This window comes from Methylocella tundrae, assembly GCF_901905185.1.
Classification (GTDB): Bacteria; Pseudomonadota; Alphaproteobacteria; order Rhizobiales; family Beijerinckiaceae; genus Methylocapsa; species Methylocapsa tundrae.
On sequence record NZ_CABFMQ020000002.1, the window covers coordinates 61,597 to 87,793 of the forward strand.

General features: G+C 63.4%; 21 protein-coding genes, 1 tRNA gene and 1 pseudogene. 3 read left to right on the top strand and 20 right to left on the bottom strand.

What is annotated here, in order from left to right:
- Positions 1-104: 104 nt before the first annotated feature.
- The 20 genes from MPC4_RS02575 to MPC4_RS02670 all read right to left on the bottom strand — a co-directional run bounded on the left by MPC4_RS02575 (position 105) and on the right by MPC4_RS02670 (position 24,634).
- A complete protein-coding gene (locus MPC4_RS02575) occupies positions 105-1,001 on the bottom strand; it encodes an outer membrane protein assembly factor BamD (RefSeq protein ID WP_425312413.1) in 897 nt (298 codons plus the stop codon).
- A gap of 340 nt (positions 1,002-1,341) precedes the next feature.
- Positions 1,342-3,063 (bottom strand): cell division protein FtsZ, encoded by a 1,722-nt coding sequence (ftsZ, locus tag MPC4_RS02580; protein ID WP_174511137.1) that lies wholly within the window; start codon positions 3,061-3,063, stop codon positions 1,342-1,344.
- Between the two features lie 112 nt (positions 3,064-3,175).
- Complete coding sequence (gene ftsA / locus MPC4_RS02585) at positions 3,176-4,492, bottom strand: cell division protein FtsA (protein ID WP_174511138.1); 1,317 nt, start codon at positions 4,490-4,492, stop codon at positions 3,176-3,178.
- A complete protein-coding gene (locus MPC4_RS02590) occupies positions 4,489-5,418 on the bottom strand; it encodes a cell division protein FtsQ/DivIB (protein ID WP_342343601.1) in 930 nt (309 codons plus the stop codon). Before MPC4_RS02590 ends, ftsA begins: the two co-directional genes overlap by 4 nt.
- Positions 5,419-5,444: 26 nt before the next feature.
- Positions 5,445-6,368 carry a D-alanine--D-alanine ligase gene (locus MPC4_RS02595; protein WP_174511140.1) on the bottom strand — a complete coding sequence of 308 codons (924 nt, stop codon included), beginning with the start codon at positions 6,366-6,368 and terminating at the stop codon, positions 5,445-5,447.
- Between the two features lie 99 nt (positions 6,369-6,467).
- Positions 6,468-7,403 (bottom strand): UDP-N-acetylmuramate dehydrogenase, encoded by a 936-nt coding sequence (gene murB / locus MPC4_RS02600; protein ID WP_280514709.1) that lies wholly within the window; start codon positions 7,401-7,403, stop codon positions 6,468-6,470.
- 195 nt (positions 7,404-7,598) lie between these two features.
- Positions 7,599-9,005, bottom strand: coding sequence for a UDP-N-acetylmuramate--L-alanine ligase (murC, locus tag MPC4_RS02605; protein ID WP_174511141.1), 1,407 nt, complete (start codon positions 9,003-9,005; stop codon positions 7,599-7,601).
- Complete coding sequence (gene murG / locus MPC4_RS02610; RefSeq protein WP_174511142.1) at positions 9,002-10,135, bottom strand: undecaprenyldiphospho-muramoylpentapeptide beta-N-acetylglucosaminyltransferase; 1,134 nt, start codon at positions 10,133-10,135, stop codon at positions 9,002-9,004. Before murG ends, murC begins: the two co-directional genes overlap by 4 nt.
- Positions 10,132-11,280 (bottom strand): FtsW/RodA/SpoVE family cell cycle protein, encoded by a 1,149-nt coding sequence (locus tag MPC4_RS02615; RefSeq protein ID WP_174511143.1) that lies wholly within the window; start codon positions 11,278-11,280, stop codon positions 10,132-10,134. Before MPC4_RS02615 ends, murG begins: the two co-directional genes overlap by 4 nt.
- A gap of 81 nt (positions 11,281-11,361) precedes the next feature.
- The gene (gene murD, locus MPC4_RS02620; RefSeq protein WP_174511144.1) at positions 11,362-12,747 is read right to left on the bottom strand and encodes a UDP-N-acetylmuramoyl-L-alanine--D-glutamate ligase; all 1,386 of its coding nucleotides are present in this window, start codon (positions 12,745-12,747) and stop codon (positions 11,362-11,364) included.
- A gap of 2 nt (positions 12,748-12,749) precedes the next feature.
- Positions 12,750-13,832: a phospho-N-acetylmuramoyl-pentapeptide-transferase gene (gene mraY, locus MPC4_RS02625; RefSeq protein ID WP_134488788.1), complete on the bottom strand. Its 1,083-nt coding sequence runs from the start codon at positions 13,830-13,832 to the stop codon at positions 12,750-12,752.
- Between the two features lies 1 nt (position 13,833).
- Positions 13,834-15,333, bottom strand: coding sequence for a UDP-N-acetylmuramoylalanyl-D-glutamyl-2,6-diaminopimelate--D-alanyl-D-alanine ligase (locus tag MPC4_RS02630; RefSeq protein WP_483308653.1), 1,500 nt, complete (start codon positions 15,331-15,333; stop codon positions 13,834-13,836).
- Positions 15,334-16,803 (bottom strand): UDP-N-acetylmuramoyl-L-alanyl-D-glutamate--2,6-diaminopimelate ligase, encoded by a 1,470-nt coding sequence (locus MPC4_RS02635; protein WP_174511145.1) that lies wholly within the window; start codon positions 16,801-16,803, stop codon positions 15,334-15,336.
- Positions 16,803-18,596, bottom strand: coding sequence for a peptidoglycan D,D-transpeptidase FtsI family protein (locus MPC4_RS02640; protein ID WP_244628806.1), 1,794 nt, complete (start codon positions 18,594-18,596; stop codon positions 16,803-16,805). Before MPC4_RS02640 ends, MPC4_RS02635 begins: the two co-directional genes overlap by 1 nt.
- A 15-nt stretch (positions 18,597-18,611) precedes the next feature.
- Positions 18,612-19,004: a cell division protein FtsL gene (ftsL, locus tag MPC4_RS02645; protein WP_134488797.1), complete on the bottom strand. Its 393-nt coding sequence runs from the start codon at positions 19,002-19,004 to the stop codon at positions 18,612-18,614.
- Between the two features lie 2 nt (positions 19,005-19,006).
- Positions 19,007-20,047: a 16S rRNA (cytosine(1402)-N(4))-methyltransferase RsmH gene (rsmH, locus tag MPC4_RS02650; RefSeq protein ID WP_174511146.1), complete on the bottom strand. Its 1,041-nt coding sequence runs from the start codon at positions 20,045-20,047 to the stop codon at positions 19,007-19,009.
- Positions 20,044-20,538 carry a division/cell wall cluster transcriptional repressor MraZ gene (locus tag MPC4_RS02655; protein WP_134488801.1) on the bottom strand — a complete coding sequence of 165 codons (495 nt, stop codon included), beginning with the start codon at positions 20,536-20,538 and terminating at the stop codon, positions 20,044-20,046. The genes rsmH and MPC4_RS02655 overlap by 4 nt, the downstream gene beginning before the upstream one ends.
- A 613-nt stretch (positions 20,539-21,151) precedes the next feature.
- Positions 21,152-21,511 carry a hypothetical protein gene (locus tag MPC4_RS02660; RefSeq protein ID WP_174511147.1) on the bottom strand — a complete coding sequence of 120 codons (360 nt, stop codon included), beginning with the start codon at positions 21,509-21,511 and terminating at the stop codon, positions 21,152-21,154.
- Positions 21,512-21,624: 113 nt separating this feature from the next.
- Complete coding sequence (locus MPC4_RS02665; RefSeq protein WP_174511148.1) at positions 21,625-21,792, bottom strand: hypothetical protein; 168 nt, start codon at positions 21,790-21,792, stop codon at positions 21,625-21,627.
- Between the two features lie 133 nt (positions 21,793-21,925).
- Positions 21,926-24,634, bottom strand: coding sequence for an ATP-binding protein (locus tag MPC4_RS02670; protein ID WP_244628807.1), 2,709 nt, complete (start codon positions 24,632-24,634; stop codon positions 21,926-21,928).
- A gap of 225 nt (positions 24,635-24,859) precedes the next feature.
- Here MPC4_RS02670 and MPC4_RS02675 point away from each other — a divergent pair.
- From MPC4_RS02675 to MPC4_RS21860, 3 genes and pseudogenes are all read left to right on the top strand, one after another.
- Positions 24,860-24,936: transfer RNA gene (locus tag MPC4_RS02675), tRNA-His, on the top strand.
- 201 nt (positions 24,937-25,137) lie between these two features.
- Positions 25,138-25,314, top strand: coding sequence for a hypothetical protein (locus tag MPC4_RS02680; RefSeq protein WP_174511149.1), 177 nt, complete (start codon positions 25,138-25,140; stop codon positions 25,312-25,314).
- Between the two features lie 635 nt (positions 25,315-25,949).
- A pseudogene (locus tag MPC4_RS21860) lies at positions 25,950-26,114 on the top strand (MFS transporter); the annotation flags it as partial.
- Positions 26,115-26,197: the final 83 nt, after the last annotated feature.

The following is a 26,197-nucleotide window of genomic DNA, read 5'->3' on the forward strand; positions in this document are numbered from 1 at the left end:
CGGCGCGGGCGCCTCAAAAAGCGAGAGCATTTTCAAGCGATATGGATAGAGGATCGCCTACGGAAAATGCAATAGAACGCACCAAAAGGGAAGCGCTGAAAACCTCAGCCGAGGTGGAAAGCCTTGGAGATCCAGGAGCCCTTATCCTCGTTCGGCTCCAGCCCGCCGGTTTTCAGAAGCGCATAGGCGTCCTTATACCAGACCGAATCAGGATAATTGTGGCCGAGAACAGCCGCCGCCGTCTGGGCTTCCTGCGGAAGCCCAAGCGCCAGATAGGCTTCGGTCAGCCGCATCAAAGCTTCCTCGGCGTGGCGGGTGGTCTGGTATTTTGCCAGAACCTCACGGAAGCGGCCGACCGCCGCGATGAAATTGCGCTGATTGAGATAATAGCGCCCAACCATCATTTCCTTGCCGGCGAGCTGGTCGCGCGCAACCTGAAGCTTGTAGCGCGCGTCCTCGGCATATTCGGATTTGGGGAATTTATCGAGGATCTGCTGGAACAGATCCGCAGCCTTCGCCGCACGCTCCTGGTCGCGGCTGACGTCCGGAATCTGATTATAATAGGACATCGCCTGGAGGTAGTAGGCATAGTCGACATCGGGCGCGTTGGGATAAAGCCCGATATAGCGCTTGGCCGAACCGGCGGCGTCGTCATAGCTGCCGTTTTGATATTGGGCGAAGGTGGTCATCAACAGACCTTTCCTTTGCCATTGCGAATAGGGATATTGCTTGTCGAGATTGGCGAATGTCTTCGCGGCGCCGTCGTAATTCTTGCTTTTCAGCCGGGCGAGGCCCTGGTCATAGAGTTGATCGGCGGGCGTATCCTTGACGACCTCGGTCTTATATTTATCGCCGCCGAACAGATTCATCGGATTCAGCGAATCCAGTCCCGAACATGCGCCAGCGGTCAGCGCAAGCGCGCAAGCGGCGCTCATCCTGAGCAAAAGCCGGGGCGCGGCCCGTGGCGGCGACGGCCGAACGTCATTGGAGGCATAGGTCATGCAGCGTGCTCGATCATCGCCTGGGAGTGTCCAGATCAACGCATTCCTAACGCAACCGCCGCCTAAAGCAACCGCCGCGCATGCGCCTGCTTTGGTGTGAGGCGACACAACGGCATTAGTGTGGCGCCGAAAGCTCGCCCCGCCTGTCCGTTCACATTTTCGAGCGCGGCTCTGAAGGGGACGACCAGATAAGGCTGCGGCGCGTCGCCTGATCTCAGCGCCATCTTCTTGTTTTTATGGCACAATTTCAGGCGTTCCGCCGCGCTTAAGTCATGTTTCGACGCCTCGGCCGGCCGGCCAGAGCGCCGACTGGCCAAGCCGTCGTTCGTTTTGCCGCGCTTCAGCTCGACTGACGGCGCAAAAAGGCGGGAATTTCGAGCTGATCCTCCTCACGCGATTGATAGGCGACCCTGCCATGCGGGTCGAGCTGCGGCTGCGGGGCGCGCTGGGGCGCCGGCTGCTGCGGGCGCTTGCCATATTCGGCATGGACCGGATTTGGCAGCTGTGGCCGCTGCTGCGCCGGAGAGGGCGCCTGCGGGCGCGCCTGCTGCGGCGCCGGGCGTTCATGCGCGGCCGGGTGCGCGCCTTCTTCATGCTTGCCCGCGCCGAAAGACGCGAGGCGCTCCAGCAGCGAACGGCGCTTTGCCTCGGGATGGGCCTGCAGCGGCGGCTCTCCGCGATGGGCGCGGATCTGATTTTGCGCGGGCAGCGGCAGGTCGTCGATCTGCGGCATCCTTTGCGGGCGGACGATCGGCGAATCGGGCGCGCCGGGGATGAACGGACCCGGCTCGAAATGATCGACCGCATGGGCCTGCTGCGGCGCGGGCTCGGCGTAGCGATGCTGCGGCGGCGCCGACTCTTCAATGTAGACCCCCTGCTTGCCGGGATGAGGCGCAGCATATTGCTGCTGCGCCGGGGCGTGGGGGACGCGCTCCTCATAGGCCTGCCGGGCGGGCGGAGCGTAAGACTCCGGCGCCGCCGCTTCGAAGACCGGCTGCGGCGCCGTCTCGATCGGACGCGCCGCGGTCTGCGCGCGCAGACGATTGGCGACCTCGGTAATGCGGCTTTCGGCGGCGTTCAGCTCATAGGAACCTGCCGGCTGATCAATGCCCGTCGCAACGACGGAAACACGGACGATGCCGTCAAGGCTCGAATCGAAGGTGGCGCCGAGGATGATGTTGGCGTCTTCGTCGACCTCCTGACGAATGCGGCCCGCCGCTTCGTCGACCTCATAGAGCGTCAGGTCGTTGCCGCCGGTGATGGAGATGAGGAGGCCGCGCGCGCCCTTCATCGACACTTCGTCGAGCAGAGGATTGGCGATCGCGGCTTCGGCCGCGAGAATGGCGCGGCGGTCGCCCGAGGCCTCGCCGGTGCCCATCATGGCTTTGCCCATCTCGCGCATGATGGCGCGAACGTCCGCGAAGTCGAGGTTGATCAGGCCTTCTTTCACCATCAGATCGGTGATGCAGGCGACGCCCGAGTAGAGCACCTGGTCGGCCATCGCGAAGGCGTCGGCGAAAGTGGTCTTTTCGGTGGCTATGCGGAACAGGTTCTGGTTCGGGATGATAATGAGCGTATCGACCGCTTTTTGCAGCTCGTTGATGCCGGCCTCGGCGACGCGCATGCGACGCGAGCCTTCGAACTGAAACGGCTTGGTGACGACGCCGACCGTCAATATGCCCATGTCTCTGGCGGCCCGCGCGATGACCGGCGCCGCGCCCGTGCCCGTGCCGCCGCCCATGCCGGCGGTGACGAAGCACATATGGGCGCCGGTCAGATGGTCGCGGATTTCCTCGATCGCCTCTTCGGCGGCGGCGCGGCCGACTTCGGGTTGCGATCCAGCGCCGAGGCCTTCGGTCACCTGGAGACCCATCTGGATGATGCGCTCGGCGCGCGAGGCGGTGAGCGCCTGGGCGTCGGTATTGGCGACGATGAAGTCGACCCCGATCAGTCCCGAAACGATCATGTTGTTGACGGCGTTGCCGCCGGCCCCGCCGACGCCGCACACCATGATGCGTGGCTTGAGTTCCCTGAGCTCGGGTGCTTTGAGATTGATCGTCATCGTCTGGCCTCTCGACGTTGGAGCGCCGGTCAAGGTCGCCCAGGATTGATTTTCTGCTTCATTTGACGAAACAGGAAAGGCCGCCACCTTTCCTGCTTCGCCCAGAATTTGATTAGAAACTACTCTTCAGCCACCGGCCAACCCGGCCGATGTATCCGTCAGCCTCGGGCGCCGGCGCATTGGCGCCGCGCGAGGGCCTGAAATGTTCATTGCCGCTCACTTGCGGGTAGACGAGGAGGCCGACCGCCGCCGAGAAGGCCGGACTCTTCGCCGATTCCGGAAGCCCCTGGGCGCCGAGTGGACGGCCGAGGCGGACCTGACCCGAAATGATGCGCTTCGCCGCTTCGGGCATGCCGGTGAGTTGGCTTGCGCCGCCGGTCAGAACGAGCCGACGCCCCGCATGGGCCGGAAAGCCCGCGGCTTTCAGCCGGTCGCGCACGAGTTCGAGGATTTCTTCGGCGCGCGGCTTGATGATGGAGATCAGATTGGCCTTGGGCAAATGAGCGGGATGCTCGCCGTCCTCGCCGACCTGGACGACGGCAATGGTCTCGCGCTCGTCCGAAGCCGAGGGCAGGCACGCGCCATAAAGGGTCTTCAGCCGTTCGGCGTCGGCGAGCCTGATGCTGAGGCCGCGCGCAATGTCGGTCGTGACATGATTGCCGCCGAGCGCGAAGCCGTCGACATAGGTCAGATTGCCGCCGGAAAAGACGCCGACCGAGGTGGTGCCGGCGCCCATGTCGATGAGAGCGACGCCAAGTTCGGCTTCATCGTCGGCAAGCGTTGAAAGCCCCGCCGCATAGGGCGTCGCGACCATGGCGTCGACGCGCAGATGGCTGCGCTCGACCGCCAGCATCAGATTGCGCGCCGCCGCCGCGTCGCAGCTCAAAACATGCATGTCGGCGCCGAGCTCGTCGCCGATCATGCCTCTTGGATCTTCGATGCGGCGGGTTTCCCCGATCGAAAAGCCGATCGGCAGGGAATGCAGCACAGCGCGGCCGTCGCGGCCGCCGCGCGCCGTGCACGCCTCCAGGACGCGATGGATGTCGGCCTGCCCGACGGCGCGGCCGCCGATCGCGACCTTGGCGTCGAACAACTGCGAGCCGAGCCGGCCGCCCGTCGCGTTGATGATGACGCTTTCGACCTCGACCCCGGCCATGCGCTCGGCGGCGTCGACGGCGAGCCTGATCGCTTCTTCGACCGCGTCCATATCGACGACCGCGCCGCCTTTGATGCCGCGTGAGCGCTGATGGCCGATGCCAAGAATGCGGCAGCGATGCGTGCGTCCGCGCAGAGACTCGGATGTTCCGCTCGGATTGAGCCGTGCGATCAGGCAGACGATTTTCGACGTTCCAATGTCGAGGACCGAAAGAATCGCGCTTCTGCGCTCCGACAGGGGTCGCAGACGCGGCGGCATGACGCCGGAGTTCATATCTGACCGCCTTTCGGCTTCGGTTTATGCGGATCGTGTTCGGCGCGATCGGCCGCGGCCTCGTTCGTCATCCGCGCGACCAGGCGATCCGGCTCGCGCAGATCGATCGACAGCACCGCCTTATCGAGAATGTGCGATTCGCGCTGCAGTCTGACGAGCGTTGCGATCGCCTGCTGCGGGTTGATCTCCGGGAGGAGGATGTCGACGCCATCGGTCGTTTTCAAATTCCAGCGCCTGCCGGATACGAACACTCCCCCGCGGATTTCTTCGCGCAGATCTCCGGCGGCCTCGAGCAACGCCAGATATTCGCCAAGTCTCATATTGGCGCCGTCGCCGACAATGAGCGGAAGGTTGACGAAACGCCGGTCGCGCATGGCGTCGATCGTCATGCCGTCGGCGGCGACGACCTTCAACACGCCATCCTTTTGCCAGAGAGCCGACGCCTGGCGCTCCTCGACCTCGATCAGGAGGCGATTGGGATAGAGCTTGGTGACGCTGACCTCCTTGATGAGAGGCACCTTTTGCAGCCGCTCGCGAACCTCCGCGACATCGAGAAACGGGAGCGAATTTCGCGGCCCGATTCCGGAGACGGAGAGAATTTCAGCCTCCGTCATCTCGCTCTGACCGGCGATCGTCACGGCCTTGATGTTGAAACCCAGCGCCTTGGCGAGAATGTCGGCGGGCTCGCCATCGGCGGCGACCATCGCGTCATACTCGCCGCCTTTTATGGCGCCATAGACGCCGGTAGCGAGAAACAGCGTGGCGATGAAGCAGAACGTTGCGCCCGGCTGGCTCAGCCGTTCAATGATGCGATGATGAACGCCGATCCTCGGGCGTCTTGCGCGCGCGCGCGCCTTCAGCCGCGGCGCCTCCGGCGCGCGGCGGCTCAAGGCTCCGCCGGCGAGCGCCGGCATGGCGAGGGCCATCTGCGCAAATCCGGTCTGCGATTCTTTTAACGATCGCAGGAAGCGTCTTCGACCATCCATCGAACAAGCTCACCAAAAGACATGCCGGCAAAAGCGGCGATCTCGGGCACGAGGGAGGTCTCGGTCATTCCGGGCTGGCTGTTGACCTCGAGCACGACGAGTTCCCCTGTTCCCCCAGGAGAATCGTCGTAACGGAAGTCGGTCCGGCTTACCCCACGACAGCCGAGCGCCCTGTGCGCCACAAGAGCTAACTCTTGTACATTTTGGTAAACAAATTCTTTAAGATTTGCCGGAAGGATGTGGATGGAGCCGCCGGGGGCGTATTTTGCGTCGTAATCGTACCAGCCGCCATCGGCCGCCCGGATTTCGATGACGTCATAGGCTTTGTCGCCGATGACGGCGCAAGTCAGTTCGCGTCCGGCGACAAAGCTCTCAATCAGCAGTTTCTCGCCGTAGGACCAGTCGGCGCGCGTTAACTCCTGCGGCGGATGCGCCTGATCGGCCCGCACGATGATGACGCCGAAGGAGGAGCCTTCGCTGAGCGGCTTCACCACATAGGGCGGCGGCAGGACGTGGCGCTTGGCCGCCTCAAGACGATCGACGGTCAGGCCCTTCGCCACGGGAACGCCGGCCGCGCGCAGCACATCCCTGGCGCGATCCTTGCGCATGGCGAGCGCCGAGGCGAGAACGCCCGAATGAGTATAGGGAATGGCGAGCATTTCGAGAATGCCCTGGATGACGCCATCCTCGCCGTAACGACCATGCAGAGCGTTGAAGGCGACATCGGGCCTCAGCGCCGCGAGCCTTTCGCCGATCTGCCTGTCAACATCGAGCCGCGTGACTTTGAACCCTTCGGCCTCAAGAGCCTTCGCGCAAGCCTCGCCGGAGCGCAACGAAACCTCACGCTCGGCGGACAGCCCGCCCATCAGCACGGCGACATGTTTGGTCATGGCAATAATCCAGTTGAATTGTGTGGAAGGCGGCGGAAATTTTAACGCGCGTCCCTCGTCCTTCGAGACGCTTGCTGCGCAAGCTTTCGGATCGGCCGCTCAAGCGGTCCCCACCCTCAAAATCTCCCATTCGAGCGTAACGCCGCTCGTTTTGAGCACTCTCGCGCGCACCTCTTCGCCAAGAGCCTCGAGATCAGCCGCGCTCGCTGAACCGTGATTGATCAAAAAATTGCAGTGCAGTTCGGAGACCTGCGCGTCCCCGATCGCAAGGCCCCGGCAGCCCGCGGCGTCGATCAGCTCCCAGGCCTTGCGCCCGGGCGGATTCTTGAACGTCGAGCCACCGGTGCGCGTATTGACCGGCTGCGTTTTGGTGCGCTGCTGCGAGATGTCGTTCATTTGGGCCATGATCGCTTCCGCCTCGCCCGCAACGCCCGCAAACGTCGCCTCAGTGAAGATCACGCCCTGATCTACGCCGCTGTGGCGATAGGAAAAACCCATGTCGGCATTGCTGAAGGTATGGATGCGTCCGCCACGATCAACGCCGCGGCAGGAAACGAGGCAATCCTTGATCTCGGCGCCATAGGCCCCCGCGTTCATGCGCAGGGCGCCCCCGATCGAGCCCGGAATGCCGCGCAGAAAACTCAGTCCCGCGACGCCAGCCCTGGCGGCGGACAAAGCGAGCTTCATGTCCCGCGCGCCGGCGCCTGCCTTGATCGAAGTCGCCTCGATCGTGATCGTCTCGAACGGACGGCCAAGACGGATCACGACGCCCTCGATGCCGCCGTCGCGCACCAGAAGATTGGAGCCGGCGCCCAGAAAGAGCACGCTCCGCGCGGGGTCGAGCCGCTGAAGGAAATAGGAAAGATCCGCCTCGTCTTGGGGCTCGAAAAGAACCTGCGCGGCGCCGCCGGTCCGAAACCAGGTCAGCGCCCCAAGCGGCGCATTGGCAAGGAGCGCGCCGCGCAAATCGGGCATGGCTTCGCGCAGATTCGTAATGAGGTCGGCAAACGGCGCGGAATGCGGCTTCTGAAGCACGATATCAAAGTCCGTCTTGAGGCGCGCAGCCCCTCACCCTGAAGCGGCCGGAAGCGCCGTTTCGAAGGATGAAGCGCTCAGCTCTGGAAAGATGCCCGTCGCGGCCCGCCCTCCTGGCTAGAGGCGCGTCTTTGAGACCCTTCTCTGGCGGAGGGCTTAAGGGCCATAACGATGGCGCGAAGCGACAAGCGGGCGTCACGCCGCCTTCGCCGCGAGTTCGCCCGGCAGGGCATAGGCCCATTGCGTGATGTTGCCGGCGCCGAGCAGAATGATATAATCGCCGGGTTTGGCGAGCTGACGGATCATGCCCGCGAGTTCGCCGGGATTTTGCAACGGCAGCGTCTGGCGGTGCCCGCGCGCCCTGATCGCCGCGACGAGGCTGTCGCGGTCGGCGCCCTCGATCGGCGCTTCCCCCGCGGGATAGACATCCGCCACGATCACCGCGTCGGCGTCGTTGAAGCAGCTCGCAAATTCGTTGAACAGCGAATGCAGACGCGTGTAGCGATGAGGCTGCACGACGGCGATGACGCGCCCTTTGGTCGATGCCCGGGCAGCCTTCAGCACGGCGGCTATTTCGACGGGATGATGCGCGTAATCATCGAAAACGATCGCGCCCTTCCACTCGCCGGTGCGAGTAAAACGCCGTTTGACTCCGCCAAAGCCCGCGAGCGCCCCGCGAATCTGGTCCGCGCTCATGCCGAGCTGATGCGCGACCGCGATCGCGGCGGTGGCGTTCAACGCATTATGATGGCCGGGCATGGGCATCAAAATCTTTTCAATCGTCATCTCACGGCCCGTCTTGCGGTCGCGAATGAGCGCGCTGAAGCGCGAAATGCCGCCGGAAAGATCAATATCGACAAGCCGCACGTCGGCGTGCGGATTCTCGCCATAGGTGATGACGCGCCGGTCCTCGATCTGGCCGACGAGCTCCTGCACCGTCGGATGATCGAGGCACATCACCGCGAAGCCGTAAAAAGGGACGTTTTCGACAAAGGCGCGGAACGCCTTCTTGATGGCGTCGAATGTGCCGAAATGATCGAGATGCTCCGGGTCGATATTGGTGATCACCGCGACGTCGGCCGGCAATTTGAGGAAAGTGCCGTCGCTCTCGTCGGCCTCGACGACCATCCAGTCGCCGGCCCCAAGCCGCGAATTGGTGCCATAGGCGTTGATGATGCCGCCGTTGATGACGGTCGGATCGAACCCTCCGGCCTCCAATAATGTCGCGACGAGCGAAGTCGTCGTCGTTTTGCCATGCGTCCCGGCAATCGCGACGCATTGCTTGAGGCGCATCAGTTCGGCGAGCATTTCGGCGCGGCGCACGACTGGCAGCCGCTTTTCACGGGCGCTTCCGAGTTCCGGATTATCCCGCTTGATCGCGGTCGAAACGACGACGACTTCGGCGTCGCCGAGATTTTCCGCACGATGACCGATGTGGACGATCGCCCCTTTCTTGCGCAGACGCAGGACATTGGCGTTCTCGTTGGCGTCGGAGCCCTGCACAGAATAGCCAAGGTTAAGCAATACCTCGGCGATCCCGGACATGCCGATGCCGCCGATGCCGATGAAATGGATGGGGCCTAATTCGTGCGGAAGTTTCATCGCCTGGTTTTATTCTCCGTGTCAGCCGCCACCCGCAGGACAAGGTCGGCGAGCCGGTCGGCGGCGTCGGCGATCCCCGATCCTTTGGCCGCCGCGGCGCGCCTTGCGAGGCCCTCGGCGTCGTTTTGCGCCGAGCTTATGGCATTGGCGAGCCATTGCGGCGAAAATGCGCTCTGCGGGACGACCGTCGCGGCGCCGCTCAAGGCAAACTGCTCCGCATTGGCGGCCTGATCCTGATCCAGCGCATGCGGCAGCGGCACGAGGATGGCCGGGCGTCCGATGACGGCGAGTTCCGAGACGGTCGAGGCCCCGGCGCGCGCGATGACGAGATGGGACGCGGCGATCCGGCGCGGCAGATCGGAAAAAAACGATTTGACGTCGGCCGCGACGCCAAGTCGCCGGTAGACGGCGCGCACGCGCTCTTCATCTTCAGGGCGCGCCTGCTGCACGAGGATGAGCTTTTTGCGCGCCTCTTCCGGCAGAAGCTCGATCGCGGCGGGAACCACGTCCGACATGATCCGCGCGCCCTGCGAGCCGCCGGTGACGAGCAGCCGCAGCTTGCCCCCGGCAAAATCCGGAAACGGGATTTTCGCCGCCTCGATCACCATTGGCCGCACCGGGTCGCCCGTCAGATGGGCATTCGCCGCGATCGCCGCGCTGACGCCTTTAAGAGTCTCGAACCCCTTGGCGATGGCGTCAACGCGAGGGCTCAGAAACAGATTGGCCTTGCCAATGACGGCGTTGCCTTCATGCAGAACCGTCGGCACGCCGAGTTGCGTCGCCGCGAGCACTGGCGGCACGCTCGGATAGCCGCCAAAACCGACGAGCGCGAGCGGGCGAATGCGCTTGATGAGACGGCGCGCCTCGAAGGTTCCGCGCGCCAGCGCGAAGGCCGCCGCGGCGCGCGACAACAGGCTGGCGCTGCGCGGCGAGGCCGAGCTGACAATGTGAATCGCCCGCGCCGGAAAAGCCCCGCCATATTTTTCCGCACGCGAGTCAGTGAAGAGTTCAATGGCGTAGCCGCGCGCGGACAGGGCGTTGCTCAACGCTTCGGCCGGGAAGAGATGGCCGCCCGTGCCGCCCGCCGCCAGAAGAATGGGGCGCTCAAACTTCGTGCCTTGCTCGCTCATGCGTAACGCTCGTCCTGCGCCCCTGCGCTGGCGAACATGCGCGATCCCGGCCGCTTGCGCGTCACCGCGATCAGAAATCCGATGCCGAGCGCCAAAGAGACGAGCGACGAGCCGCCATAGGAGATGAAGGGCAGCGTCATGCCTTTCGCCGGCATCAGATGCAGATTGACCGCCATGTTGATGGCGCTCTGGATGCCGAACATCATGACGAGGCCGGCGGCGGCGAGGCGGCAGAACGGATCCTCATTGCGATCCGCCATGACGAGCCCGCGCAACACGATGAAGGCAAAGAGGGCGACGATGAAAAGGCAGGCGGCGATGCCGAATTCCTCCCCCGTCACCGCGAAGATGAAATCAGTATGGGCGTCGGGGAGGATGCGCTTGACTGTGCCCTCGCCCGGCCCCTTCCCGAACCATCCGCCGGACAGAAAGCTGTCGAGCGCCGTGTCGACCTGAAACGTGTCGACGATGCCCCCGCCGGCAGCGGGATCAAGGAATTTCAGCACGCGCACGCGCACATGGGGCACGAATTTATAGGCGAGCAGGACGCCGCCGAAGCCCGCGCCGCCGATGCCGACGACCCAGAACCAATGCAGGCCAGCCATAAAGAAAAGCGCCGACCAGACAATCGAGATGAGCAGAGTCTGACCAAAGTCCGGCTGTAAAATCAATGGAATGATGGTCAGCGGAAGCAACATGAGAGCGATCAGATTGCCCGGCACGTCCTTGCGTTTGCCGCCTTCCGCGAAGGCCCAGGCGGCGAGAATGACGAAAGCGGGCTTTAGGAATTCGGACGGCTGAATGCCGAAGATCCAGCGGCGGGATCCCTTGACCTCATGGCCGAACAGCAGCGCCGCGACGATGAGCGCCATCGCCACGATAAAAATGATCAACGCGGCGCGGCGCACCTGCCTCGGCGTCAGAAACGAACTCAGCAGCAGCACCGCGATCGTCGGGATCATGGCGAGCGCCTGACGGTGCACGAAATGGAAGGTCGGCAAGCCGAGACGCTCAGCCACGGGCGGGCTCCCCGCCATGGTAAGGACGAGGCCGAGAACGATCAGGGCCGCGATGGCGGCGAGCATCCAGCGGTCGATGGTCCACCACCAGTTGGCTAAAGCCGATCGTTCCGCGCGCGACGCCATAGTGCCGATCCCCGATTATTCGCCCCGACTCTCGATTCGGAGCGATTTTGTACGCTTTTGGTTAACCTTTCCTTCTTCGGGCTATGGCTTGTCCATCAAAGCCTTCGCAAGCGCGCGGAAACGGTCGCCCCTTTTTTCAAAATCGGGAAATTGATCGAAAGAGGCGCAGGCCGGCGACAGCAGGACCACGGGACTTTCGAGCGCGCTGGCCCTCGCGTCCTCCGCCGCCTTCGGGACCGCATTCTCCAGCGTCTCGCAAAACTCGACAGGAAAAGCGCCGCTGATCGTCTGCGCGAAAGCCTCGCTCGCCTCGCCGATCAAATAGGCTTTGACGATGCGGCCGAACAATGGCCGCAGCGGCTCGATGCCGCCCTGCTTGGCGCGGCCGCCAAGAATCCAGAAGATCTCATCGAAGGAGAGCAGCGCCTTTTCCGCGGCGTCGGCGTTGGTCGCCTTGGAATCATTGACGAACAGCACTTTGCCCAGCCGCCCGACTTCTTCGAGGCGGTGGGCGAGGCCGGGAAACGAGGCGAGGCCCGCGGCGACGCGCGCATGATCGCGCCCCAACGCCCCCAGGGCGGCGATCGCGACGGCGGCGTTCTGGCCATTATGCGCGCCGCGAAGCGATGCGACGCCTGCAAGATCGGCGATGAGATCGGAACGCCCCCCTTCGCGGCGAAAAAGGCGGCCGCCTTCGTAGATGATGCCCTCGTCGAATTTCTGGCCCGCCGCCGAAACCAGCGTGATCTCGCGTCCGGCCTCGCGCAATCTGGCCGCGATGGCGCGGGTGAATTCATCGTCGACGCCGATGACGGCGTGATCGGCGCCGGCGACCAGCCGCGCCTTGATCGCCGCGTAATTCTCCATCGTCCCATGACGATCGAGATGATCGGGCGTGACATTCAGCAAAATGCCGACTGAAGGATCTAGAGAAGGCGCAAGATCGATCTGGTAGGACGAGCATTCGATCACATGGACGCGCGACTTGTCGGGCGGCGCCAGCGCCAGAATGGGCGTGCCGATATTGCCGCCGATTTCGACGGAAAAGCCAAAGCTCGAAAAAAGATGCGCGACCAGCGCCGTCGTCGTCGATTTCCCATTGGTGCCGGTGATCGCCACAAAGGGCGCGCCGGGCGCGATTTTTCGGCGCTCGCGGCAGAAGAGTTCGATGTCGCCGATGACCTCGATCCCAGCCTCCTTCGCCTTGATGACGGTCCAGTGCGGCGCCGGATGCGTCAGCGGAACGCCGGGAGAGAGAATGAGGGCTTCGAAAACGCTCCAGTCGGCGGCCGCCAGATTCTCGATTCTGAGACCGGCGGCGCGCGCTTTTTCACGCGCGTGTTCATTGTCGTCCCAAACATTTACGCGCGCTCCGCCTGCGACGAGCGCTTGGGCCGTGACAAAGCCCGAGCCGCCCAACCCGAAGACGGCGACGGATTTGCCCTTGAATGCGGTGACCGGCGTCATGATCACCTCAGCTTCAGCGTCGAGAGTCCGATCAGCGCCAGCACGAAGGCGATGATCCAGAAGCGCACGACGACCTGCGGCTCCGACCAGCCCATCTGTTCGAAATGATGATGGATCGGCGCCATCTTGAACACGCGCTTGCCGGTGAGCTTGAACGAGATCACCTGCACGATGACCGACAGCGTTTCGACGACGAAAAGGCCGCCGACGATGCCGAGCACGATCTCATGCTTCACTGCGACGGCGATTGCGCCAAGCAGGCCGCCGAGCGCGAGCGATCCCGTGTCGCCCATGAAAATCTGGGCGGGCGGCGCGTTGAACCAAAGAAAGCCCAAGCCCGCCCCGATGACCGCCCCCGTCACGACGGCGAGTTCGCCGGCGCCCGGCACGAAATTAATGCCAAGATAGGTCGAAAAGATCGCATTGCCGGCAAGATAGGCGATAATGCCGAAGGTTCCGGCGGCGATCATCACGGGCACGATGGCCAGCCCGTCGAGGCCGTCCGTGAGGTTCACCGCATTGCCGGCGCCGACGATGACGAGAGGCCCGAAAACAAGAAAGAACAGGCCAAGATCAATGATGAAGCCATTGATCGAAGGGAAAGCCAGCGCCGTCGTATGCGGCGTGCCGAAGCGCATCATCGCATAGCAGGCGATGACCGCGACGCCGACCTCGAGCGCCAGCCGCAGCCGGCCGGAAAAGCCTTTGTCGGTCTGCTTCGTCACCTTCAGATAATCGTCATAAAATCCGATCAGTCCGTAGCCGGTCATGACGAAGAGCACGACCCACACATAATGATTGCGGAGGTTTGCCCAGAGCAAGGTCGAGACGATGAGCCCTGACAGGATCATCAAGCCGCCCATCGTCGGCGTGCCCTTCTTGGTGAGGAGATGCGATTGCGGACCGTCGAGACGGATCGGCTGCCCCTTGCCTTGTTTGATGCGCAGCGCCGCGATGACGCGCGGACCGAAGAAGAAGACAAAAAACAACGCGGTCGCCGTGGCGCCGCCGGTACGGAAGGTGATGTAGCGAAAAAGATTCAGCGGCTGAAAATGGGGTGAAAACTCGGTAAGCCAGGTTAGCATTTCACGAAGTCCGCCCGTTTTGCGCCGCGTCGCGATCGGCGGCGCCCTGTTTCAGGGCGCCGACAATGACGCTCATCCTGCTGCCGTTCGATCCCTTGACGACGACGATGTCGCCGGCGCGGACCGCCGCCGCGACCTCCGGCTCCAAAAGGCTCGCGCTTTCGCGCCAGGCGCCCTGCATGGAGACAGGCAAAGCGTCGTAGAGAGATTTCATCAAGGGCCCCGCGGCAAAAACAAGATCGATATGATTGGCTCTGAGATCGTCGGCGAGTTCGGCGTGCATCGCCGCGCCTTTGAGGCCAAGCTCCAGCATGTCGCCGAGGACTGCGATGCGCCGTCCAGGGCTCGGCAAAGGCAAGGCTCCGGCGAGTTCGAAAGCGGCGCGCATCGAAGCCGGATTGGCGTTGTAGCTCTCATCGATCAGCGCATAAGGGCCATCTGCGGCCGCAAGGGTCAATCTCTGCCCCCTGCCCGGCTGCGCGGTAAAAAACGCCAGCGCGCCCGCGGCGGCGTCGAGATCGACGCCGAAGGCCTTCGCGGCAAGCAATACGGCGAGCGAGTTCATGGCGAGATGGCGCCCTGGCGCGCCGAGGCGATAATGAAGGCGCCTTCCGCAGATCTGCGCCTCGATGATCGAATAATCCGAAAAAAGCCGCACCCTGATCAGTCTCGCCTCGGCGCTCTCATGGTCGCCGAAACTCGCGACATGCCCGGCGGGCGAAGCCTTGGCGCGGGCGTAAAGCCGCTGATAGTGGGGATTGTCGCGGTGAAGAATGGCGACGCCGCCCGGCTCCAGGCCGTCGAAAATCTCGGCCTTGGCGTCGGCGATTGCCTCGACGCTGGCGAAATTCTCGATATGGACGGGCGCGACCGTCGTGATGATCGCAACATGCGGACGCGCCATTTCGCTCAAAGGCGTGATTTCGCCGGCATGGTTCATTCCGATTTCAAAGACCCCGAACCGCGTCTCTTTCGGCATGCGCGCGAGGGTCAAGGGCACGCCCCAATGATTATTATATGAGGCGACGGAGGCGTGCACGGCGCCTCCTTGCGTCAGAGCCAGCCGCAGCGCCTCCTTGGTCGAGGTCTTGCCGACGGAGCCCGTGACCGCAACGACCCGCGCCTTTACGCGCGCTCTGGCGGCGACGCCGAGCCGCTCCAGCGAGGCGAGCACGTCGCGCACCACATAGAGAGGACCAAGCCCCGTCAGCGCGCCGGCGTGCGCTTCATCGACGACGGCGGCAAGCGCGCCCTTTTCGAAGGCGCGCGCGACATAGTCATGGCCATCGCTGTTCGCGCCATGGATGGCGAAGAACAATTCGCCCGCCTGCAAGGTTCGCGTATCGATCGAAATTCCGGTAACGCCGCCCTTCGGCACGCCGCCGCTGACGCGCGCGCCGAGCGGCGTGACAAGGCCGAGACTCGTCCAGATGATCCCCGCCGGCTCGCTGACGCTGATCTCATCCTGATTTGCGTCGGCGCGGATGACTGCTTCGCTCACTTAGGCTAAATCCTTCAATGCCGCATCCTTCAAAGCCGCGCGCGCGCAGTCGGAATCCGAAAACGGCAAGGTGGCATCGCCTATGATCTGGCCCGTTTCATGGCCTTTGCCCGCGATCAGAAGGACATCGCCAGGGCCCAGCGTCGCGACGGCCTCGCGGATCGCGCTGGCGCGATCGCCGATTTCGTAGAGTTCGAGCGCGCCGGCTGCGCCCAGCAGAATGGCGCGGCGGATCGAAGCCGCGTCCTCGCTGCGTGGATTGTCGTCCGTCACAATGACCCGGTCCGCGAGCCGTGCCGCGATTTCGCCCATGATCGGCCGTTTTCCGGCGTCGCGGTCGCCGCCGCAGCCGAAGACGACGACGAGGCTGCCTTTGACGTAAGGCTGCAGTGTGCGCAAGACGTTTTCGAGCGCATCGGGCTTATGGGCATAATCGACATAGACGGGAGCCCCCTTCCGCTCGCCGACGCGCTCGAGCCGGCCGGGCGCGCCCTCAAGATTCTCCAGCGCCGCGAAAACCTGCTCCGCGGGACTGCCCGTCGCGATGCAGAGCCCGGCCGCCACCAGCGCATTCGAGGCCTGGAACGCGCCTGCGAGCGGAAGCCTGACCATAAAGCGCCGGCCTTCGTAGACGACCTCGAGCCGGGTCGAGACGCTGTCCGGCTGCGCGGACAAGAGCGTCACGCCATTACCCTTGACGCCGGTGGAAAGCACGTTAAGGCCGCGCGCCACGCAGGCCCGGATCACTTTTTCCGCGACCTCGCTGTCGGCGTCGACGACCGCGCTCTGCCCCGGCCGCAGCAGGCGCTCAAAAAGCTCCAGCTTGGCGGCCAGGTAGTCTTCCATCGTCGCATGATAGTCGAGATGGTCGCGGGAAAGATTGGTGAAGGCGCCGGCGCTGAGCCGGACCCCATCGAGCCGGCGCTGGACGATGCCATGCGAAGAGGCTTCAAGAGCCAGATGCGTGACGCCGCGGCCGGCGAGATCGTCCAATGTCCTGTGCAGGCTGATCGCATCCGGCGTCGTCAGCGCGCCATAGACGGAGCCGGACGGCGCGACGACGCCAAGCGTGCCGAGCGAGGCGGCAGCGAACCCCTGCGCTGCGAAAATCTGACGCACGAAAGCCGCGACCGAGGTCTTGCCGCTGGTGCCGGTGATGGCGACGATCGTCCCGGGCTGGCGCGGAAATAGCCTTGCGCTCGCCTCAGCGAGCGCCGCGCGGACGTCCCCGACCGCGATCACGGGCGCGCCGGCGATCTCGCGCGCCGTCGGCGTCTGCGCGACAACCGCGATCGCGCCCCGGGCGATGGCCTGCGGCGCGAAGGCGAGGCCGTCGGAGCGCGTTCCCGGAATAGCGAAAAACACGCCCCCCGGCGGCGTCGAACGGCTGTCGCAGCTAATCTCCGCAACTTCCCGCTCAATCAGGCCTTCAGGTAAAGGTGCGCCGGGAAGAAGCTCGGCGAGCCGCATCAGTGCTCCCTTCCGCCAGTCTGGGGGATATTGGCCATCCCATAGCCCAGTTTGGCGAGAAGGGGAAAGGGCTGCGTCGGAAGCTCGAAGCGCGGCGGAATGCCAAGCAGAGGGCCGACGCGCTCGATGATCTTGCCGGTGACGCTGCCTGAGTTCCAGGCCGCGGTGCGGTATCCTCCCGTTTCCGGCAGGCCCTGCGGCTCATCCATCAGCGTCAGAATCAGATATTTCGGCTTGTCGGCCGGCATGATCGCCATGAAGGTCGTAAACACCTTGTCTTTGGCATAATGGCCGTGAACGATCTTGTCGGCCGTGCCGGTCTTGCCGCCTATGAAATAGCCCTGGACATTAGCCATTTTCGCGGAGCCGATCTCGGCGTTGAGGCGCATCAGATAACGCAGCGACTCGGAGGTTTCGGGCTTTACGACGCGAGGCGCGTCCCTCTTCGCGTCCTCCGCGCTGCGTTTGAGGAAGGTCGGATTGACGAGGATGCCGCCATTCGAGAGCGCGCCGACGGCCATCATCGCCTGCAACGGGGAAACGTTGAGGCCCTGCCCGAAGGCGATGGTCATTGTGTTGAGTTCGCCCCAGTTTTTCGGCACCAGCGGATCGGCGGTCTCCGGCAGTTCCGTGTGCAGCCGGGTCAATTGTCCCATCTTGCGCAAGAACGCCTTGTGGCCTTCGACGCCGACCATCAGGGCAAGACGCGCCGCGCCGATGTTCGATGAATAGGTGAACACCTCCGGCACGGTGAGCATGCGATGCTGGGCGTGGAAATCATGAATGGTGAAATGCCCGTAGCGCAGTGAATCGCGCGCATCGACCCGTGTGTTGAGATTGACCTTGCCGAGATCGAGCGCCATGGCGATCGAGATCGCCTTGAAGGTCGAGCCCATTTCATAGACGCCGACGGAGACGCGGTTGATGTGATTTGGGTCGAGCGCGTCAGCCGGCGTATTCGGGTCATAGTCCGGCAAGGACGCCATCGCGATCACCTCGCCCGTATTGACGTCGAGAATGACGGCTGCGCCCGACTTCGCCTTGAATTTGACGACGCCCTTGGCCAGTTCGTCGCGCACCGCATAGGTCGCCTTGAGGTCGAGCGAGGTGGTGATCGGCGCCAAAGTCTCGGGCGTCAGGCTGAAGCCCGCGCCGTGCAGATCGGCGAGGCCCTGCCCGTCGATATATTTCTCGAGGCCCGAAATGCCGACGCCGTCAAGGTTGGCGAAGCCAAGAACATGCGCGGCGATCGGGCCGTTTGGATAGACTCGCTTGTTTTCAGGCAGGAAGCCGACACCGGGCAGGCCGAGGCGATAGACCTCCTGCTGCTGCTTCGGCGTAACTGCCCGCTTCACCCAGATGAAGCCTTTGCGCGTGCCAAGCCGCTTGCGTAGATCATTCGCGTCGACGTCCGGCAGAACGGCGGTCAAAAGCTCGACCGCCTCGTCCTTGTCGATGATGCGGCGAGGCTCCGCGAAGACCGACATCACCTTGATGTCGGTTGCGAGAATTTCGCCATTGCGGTCAAGAATATCTGGCCGCGCCGCCGCGATCACGTCGCCGCCGCGCTTCGCGCCGATGGATTGCTCCTGGTGCAGGCCGAAATAGATCAGCTTGCCGGCGATGACCCCGTTCATCGCGATAAAGACGCAGGCGACGAGCTTTATCCGCGTCCGGCTTTTCGTCAGATCGGTGGCAAACAGCTTTGCGAAAAACGCTCCCGCCCGATGCGCGCGCTGCGCCTTCGCGGCGCCTGCGCGGTCTTTCCCGGGTGACTCAAAGCGCTCGGTCATCGTGACTTACAATCTTCATCGGGTCGGAGTGGATGGCGTCGTGGGCGCGCTCGCCGCCGCGTCGCCTGGCGTGTTGGTCGGCTCGGCGAGACCGAGAGCTTCCAGCTTGTCGCCGATCCCGTCGGCTCTGGCGGTCTTGGCCGGCAAGGCGTCGGCGCTGACGATCTGGCGCAGCCCTGTCGGCTGCAGGTCGAGGAATTTATCGGCGAGCGCCTCGATGCGCTCGGGCCGCGTCAGATGCGACCACTCCGCACGCAGCGTTGCGATCTGGTCTTCCTCGGCCTTGATCTCATGCTTCAGCTTGACGATGCGCTCGGCATGGAAAATCGTCTGATATTTGATCGAATAGGCGTAGATCGCTGAGCCGATCAGGGCGACGACGGCGAGAAGATTGAGAATTCGCACCATTATCAGCGTCCCTTGACGGCGCGTTGAGGCAAGCGCGCCAGCGCCATGAGCTCGGCGTCGACCGGACGCGCCGGGGCGGATGTCCGCACGCCATGCCGGAGCTTGGCCGAGCGAGCGCGGGGATTGGCGGCGACCTCGGCGACCGATGGGATCACCGGCTGCTTGCCCGGCAGTTGAAAAGTCGGCGGTTTCGGCGCCGCCTCGCCCGGCAGGCGGCGCGAGGGCGCCTCGCCGCGCCCCGATCTTTCGGCAAAGAACTGCTTGACGATGCGGTCCTCGAGCGAATGGAAGGTGACGACGATCAGCTTTCCGCCCGGCTTCAAAACGCCTTCGGCGGCGGAAAGAGCCGCGACCAATTCGCCGAGTTCGTCATTGACCGCGATGCGCAGCGCCTGAAAGGAGCGCGTCGCCGGATGAATGTCGCCGGGTTTGCCGGGGACGACGCGGGCGATCATGCCGGCGAGTGCGGCGGTCGAGACGAAAGGCTCTTTGGCGCGATCCATCACGATGGCGCGGGCGATGCGGCGCGAGGCGCGCTCCTCGCCGAAATAATAGAGGATATCGGCAAGCGTCGCCTCATCGGCGCTATTGACGATGTCGGCGGCGCTCTGTCCCGTTGGCTGCATGCGCATGTCGAGAGGGCCGTCGCCGCGAAAGGAAAAACCCCGCTCGGCGTCGTCGATCTGCATGGACGAAACGCCGATGTCGAGAACGACGGCGTCGAAATCGGAGAAATCGAGCCGCCGCGCGACGTCGGCGAGCTGGGAGAAGCGCGCCTCGACAAGAGTGAGCCGGCCTTCCGCCGCCTCAACGAGCGAAGCGCCGCCTTTGACGGCGAGCGGATCGCGATCAAGCGCCAGGACGCGCGCCCCGGCGGGCGCCAAAAGCCCACGGGAATAACCGCCCGCGCCGAAAGTGGCGTCAAGGTAGAGGCCGCCCGCGCGCGGATCGGCGATCGCCAGAACTTCATCACGAAGCACGGGAATGTGCCGGGCCGGTCCGCCAGCGGCGAGATGATCCTCATCGCCGCGACCCGCATTCATTCCCGTGCTCCATGTGATCGCAGCGGCGGAGCGTCCGGCGCTGCGGGTCTGGAGTTCGGCTGTCTTCGGGAATCGCGCGCATGGGTTCTGGCCTCCCCCATGCGTGCGCGAAAACGGCCGGACTCCCAGATCTGAAACTTGTGCCCCATTCCGGCGAAAGTGACTTCGTTCGAAATGCCGGCATAGGCCTTTAAGGTTTCGGTCAGGATCACCCGCCCTTCCGAATCGACTTTCAAGATCTCGCTCGCTCCCATGAGCGCGAGCGAAAGCATGTCCCGCTCCTCCGTATAGGGAGCGTAGCCCGAAAGCAGTCCATCGATTTCCCTCAACAGGGCATGGCCGCCGCAATCGAGAGCCTCCTGATCGAGCGAGGGATGAACGTAGAGACCATCGAACCCGTCGCGCGCCAGCACCGCGCGAAACGGCGCCGGGATCGAGACCCGCCCTTTAGCGTCGAGTTTATTGGTGTAGTGCGAGACATATATGTCCACTCCACCCTCTCGAAACCGGGTTGCTGTTTAAATCGGGGCGCGGCGCACTTGGCCGAATCCAACGCTGACGCATATACGCTTGAACGGGACGATTTGGGATAACATGGGATCATATGGGGGTCAATGCGATTCCCTTGGGCTGAAGGCCCAAAATGGCGCAAAAAAGCGCGGCCGCGCGCCAGCGTCAGACGAAAGCAGATCCAGTTTGAAAGGATGGCGCGCAGAACAGGACGGAGACCGCAACGGCTGCGGCTCACAGGCGGCTGAAGTCGCGTTTGCTTAGGGCTTTATGCCAGCACCTGACGTGCGCAGCCGGATTGAAACGCCCCAGCGCCATCATCCGCCGAGGGAGCAACCGGAAACATTGGACGAACCGCCCAATTTCATGTCTGCGAAGCCGGAGGGAGAACTTTGGAGAGCGCGAACCTGGTCAGGAGCCGCTTTTCGGATTGAGTCGCGCTCGTTCAGACGGTCGCCTGGAACCGCGACGCAAAAGCTCAAAGTGAATGCAGGCGATGGCGCGTCGCCAGCCTCGTCTTGAGGCTTTGATGGCGTCCCGCGAGCCTTTGCGACGGAAGCCGCGCTTTATGCGCGGGGCCGCCACAAAGTCAGATTAGAATTTGAACCCCATCGTGGGCTGCCCGTTTCCGCCCATCGAAAGGGGCATATCCGAGCTCCCGTTTTCGAAGCCGCTCGACTGCTCAAAGAACTTTTTCCGCCCCTCGGCCAGGCGAGCCGCCTTGTCCGCTTCATCGGAATCGGGCAGCAAACTGCCCCGAACAGCGCCTGTCTTCTTGTGAGGGATCTTCTTGCCATGCGCCTTCGCGGGAGGGCTGATTGATGGATCAGCGTTGACAGCCGGCTGGCTAGTCTGGGCAAAACTGGCGCAAGCGGACGCGCCAAGGAAGAAGGCGGTCAGAACTCCCAGTCCAAGTCGCGTCACAGCAAATCCTCCCGTGCCGAAGAGCCGCATGAGAGCAGGCGAAATGGGGCATCTTCATGGCAAACGCCGCAAGGAGCTCGGCGCAAAGGCCACCCAACCCGGTAAACTATCCTTTTCCAGCACGTCTCGCGTCGTTCTTAAGCCTATTTCCGCTTTTTGTCGTGATCCGGCGCGCCAGGCGAGCCATTCGGCTGGGTCATTGAGGGCGGATCGCTCGCCGGGAATGAGTCTTCCAGTTCGTGTTCGAGCTCTTCGTCCTTCTGATCCTTGCTTATTTGTTCTTTCGTCGGCGTCTTATCTTTATCGACCATTTTTGCTTCCTCATGAGCATCCATCGCGCCAGGACAACAAGCGCTGGCGCGATGCGTTCCATCCGCCGGGACGGCTGAGCCCACGAAATTGCGACACAAGGAAGCCGCAACGGCAATGCCGCGCTTCACGGCGCTACGTGCGATCGGCGACGACGCGGGCCGGCGGAAAGGCGACCTCGACAAGCGTGCCCTCATGGAGCTTGCTCTTGATCGAGAAAGAGGCGCGATTGGCTTCGACCAGCGCCTTCGTCAGCGGCAGGCCGAGCCCTGTTCCGCCAGCGACGTGTGAGCTTGAGATCTGCCGGAAGGGTTCAAGCGCCACTTCGACATCATCCTCCGACATGCCGACGCCCGTATCGCGTATGCGCAAGGCGGCATGGTTGGCGTCGGTCAGCGCGGTCGAGATGATGACCTGGCCGCCCGCCTGCGTGAACTTGATCGCATTGGATAAAAGATTCAGCACGATCTGCCGCAGCGAGCGCTCATCGGCGAAAATATGCGGCAGCTGCGGCGCCAGCGATAGCCGCATGATGACGCGCGCCCGGCTCGCCTGCGGCTGCATGATCGAGACGCATTCGGTGACGATGCGATTGACGTCGACGGATTCGAAGGAAAGCTCCATCTTGCCCGCCTCGATCTTCGACAGATCGAGAAGGTCGTTGACGAGGCTCATCACGAGCGCGCCGGAACTGTGGATATCCTTCAAGTAATCCTTGTAGCGGTCATTGCCGATCGGTCCGAAGCGTTCCTCCATGATGACTTCGGCGAAGCCGAGAATCGCGTTCAGCGGCGTCCTGATTTCATGGCTGACCTTGGCGAGAAAATCGGATTTGAGCGCGCTCGCACGTTCGGCCTGCTGGCGCGCTTCTTCGAGCTCGCGCTCGACCTTCTTCCAATGCGTCATATCGCGCAGAAGGGCGCAGAAGCGCTGATCGGACGCGGCGTTCGATCCGGCGCCGACCTTGCCGAGCGTCATGAAGATCGGAATGACGCCGCCCTGCCGCGTCAGGCCCAAAATCTCCCGGCCGTCATTGAGGAGGCTCGCGACGCCGTTCGATTTCAGGCCTTCAAAATAGCTTTGGGCGCGCTCGCGGCTCTCGGGGGCGATGAGCGCGGTGAAGGGCTCTCCCGCCACCTCCGCCTTGTCGTAGCAAAACAGCGCTTCGCCTGAACGGTTCAGCGCCAGGATGCGGCCTTCCGCGTCAAGAACGGCGACGCCATCCATCGCCGTGTCCAAAATGGCGTTGAGCTCGCGCGCCTCGCGCTGATAATGACGCAGTTCGGCGTCGGCGTTCGGCCGCGGCGTGTCGTGACGCGCCAGAAGGGACACCAGCTCGGCCTTTTTTGAGCCACGGCGGAGATCCTCGCGCCGCATCCGCAGTGAAACGGGTTTCCCCGAGCTATCGCGAAGTTCGACGCCATCCCCCTGCGTGAGGTTCGGCAAGCGCTGGAGAATGGCGCGGATCGCCCCAATCGCTTCGGCGCCGCGCAGATCGACGCAGCCCAGACAATCGAGCAGGAACCGATTGGCGAAGGCCGGCGCGCCATCGCAGAGCATCAGTATCCCTATCGGAAGAGCATCGAAGGCCGCGGCCTCGTCCAGCGAAATCTCGACGAGGTCTTGAGGTCCCGCAGGAACCCGCTCTGACTGCCCGGTCAACCCGGAGCTTGGCTCATGCTGATCCGCCGATCCCTTGGTCGCCTCGCCTCGCGCTCGCGCCCCGGCCGGGGGCGCGACCCCGCTCAAGGTCGAGGCGATAGCGCGGAACGCGAGCTGTTCGTCCGGGCTCAAGGCGCCTTTGAGCACGCCTTTTGCCTCGGGACGGGCCGCCCCGCGTTCCCCTCGCGCCGGTTCGGGTAAAGGAACGACATCCGCCGCCTCCGGCCCCGCGGCCGGCTCATGCGCGCGGCTGGCAGTGAAGCGGTCGAGATGAATGAGGCCAAAGCCGCGAAAACCAAGAAAGCGGCGCTGCGGATCAAAGCTCGGCGATGCGGCGAGCGTGATCGGCACAATCGCGCTCGACCCGGCGACCGGCCAGTCGATCTCGACGCCGGCCCAGCTCTCCTTGCGCTCCATCAGTTGCGCAAGCCGCCGGCTCGTTTGCGCGTCAAAACGCGCCGCGGCCTCAAACAGACGGCGGCCCAACAGATCGCCGGACGTTCCGCCGATCACTTCACGCAGCCGCGGACCGATCTCGACGATTTGGCCGTCGGCGTCCGTGCGCCAGAGGAAACGATCGGCCCCTGTCCGACGAGACCGCGAGAGCCGTGTGCGAATCTCCTCAAAGCCCGTGGCATATCGCGAGTTCTCCCGCCCATCCTGTTTTGACGCCGCTGGATCGGTCGCAGGCGACAGGCCGCCCGGAACACTGGAGTCGCTGACGACCGCCGCTCGCGCATCTGACCGATAAGCAGGAGAATCGAGCGCCGCCGCCAGGAAAAGAGGCGGCGCGCCCTTGACCGCCAGGCGGCGGCACAGAAATGTGATGGCGCGCGGCGCTCCGCCAACGCCAAAACGCAGGCGCTCGAGACGCGCCGGACCATTGAGCGGCAGAGTTTCCGAAAGTTCCCTCAGTCGTTCCGCCGCCGGATTTGCCGCTTCGATGGGCGCCGCGCCCGGCCGCGCCGCCGAACCGATGCGTTCGGAGAGTCCCGCAAGTGTCGTTGCGCCAAAGAGACGCATGATGGCCGCGCTGGCGAACACCGCCTGCCGGGGCGCGCCCGCGTGCTGTCCGCCGAGCGCCAGAACCGGAGTATTGGCGGCGAGCCTCGGCGACAGACTGCGCAATGCCTGCGCGACGTCATCCTCGGTCAGCCCGAGCTCAAAGCAAATGCCGGTCATGTCGATGGGCTTCTCTTTGAACAGCCTTAATCGAATGCTAACGCCCCCCTGACCGGAGGTCCATTGAGAGTGCTTGATTCAGTAAAAATTGATGACTTATCCTTAACTTTCGGCCTCTGGACCCGGATCACGGCCGGCATTCGCCGGCCCGCCGGCGCCGATCGTCTGCGTTCCGCGCTTGCAATCGGCGATCGTTCCTTTTAGGAATCGCCGCCTGTTGGTCGCGCCGCCATAGCTCAGTTGGTTAGAGCGCTAGATTGTGGATCTAGAGGTCCCCCGTTCGAGCCGGGGTGGCGGTACCAATAAAATCAATGACTTAGAGTCCTCCTGACAAATTTTTGGCCGTAGCGAGACGACTGGCAGAAGCCCCGTCTCGCGCTTCGTGCAACTAATGCCGCTGAAGCCGAATCAGCGCGACCGCGGTGCTCTCGCGCCGAGCGCTATCCCGCCCAGTTCAATGTCAACTCGAAACTGGCGAACTCGCTGAACCCAAGAGCCGCACGGTGAGCGAAGCCGCGGGATCGGCGCCTTATGGCGCCTGGATCTCGCGCCAGTTCATCAAGGCGGAGCATGTCGTCCACCTTGCGACAGCCGTTCGTCTCGCCTTCAGCTCGGGACCTGCGCTGACAAGCGCGGCAATCTCGATTTCGGACGCCGCCCTGGCGGCTCCTAATCCTTAACTTATTGATTTTGAGCTATGCAAAATGGCGTCAGCCGAGGCGTGCGCAAAGTTACATCCTTCTGCGTCAGCTCCCCGCAATGTCGCGGCATCTTAGCACGTATCAATTTCAGGTTTCTTCGGGAACCAACCGGCGCGACTGCAGCGCGCTGGGCTCCCGGTTTCTCGACCAGCCTCGCTCTGCCCCTGCGTCGATCTCTGGCGGCTAAGATCGCACGGCCCGTTCAGTTCTGATCATTCTTAGGGCTCTTCAAAACAAGAGGACGATGGTAGGCTTGCCGACGTTCCCGCTACGATGACTGGAGGTAGCCGTGCTTACGCTCATAATTGGAATCCTGATTATTATTGTCGTCGGCGCCATCTTGTTTTGGGTCATCGATAGGTTCTGTCCGGAAGCGCGGCTAGCCCAGCTTCTCAAGCTGTTAGTGGTGCTGGTCTGTTTAGGGGCAATCGTGGCCCGGTTGCTTCCGCTGATCGGATATCCGTCTGTCCTCTAGGATCGTTGTTACTTCCTTCCATTTGATATTACTATGATTTCTGTCTTTCGTACGGCGGCGCAGAAGTCCTCGGCTTTCGCCGCAATTTTCGTTTATGCGTCGGAACTCATGCCCTGAATAATCGGGACGGAGGCGAGCCTTTTTCTGCTTCGCCTTCGGCACTGCGGGTTGAACGGCGGCCGTTCTTCGCGCTCTGGCTGAAATGACGAGCATCGACTTCGTCTACCAGGCCTGTGCTTTCCTCCCGGCGATTGGCCTTCTCGCCCAGTTTCCCGCCAAGGCTCGAGGGCTTGGCGAGGCCTAGTAGGCCTCCAGCTGGCGGACACGGAAAAGCCCTTGCGCGGTCCTTCCGCGCAAGGGCTATTTTCCGGAGATGGGGCCTCTTGG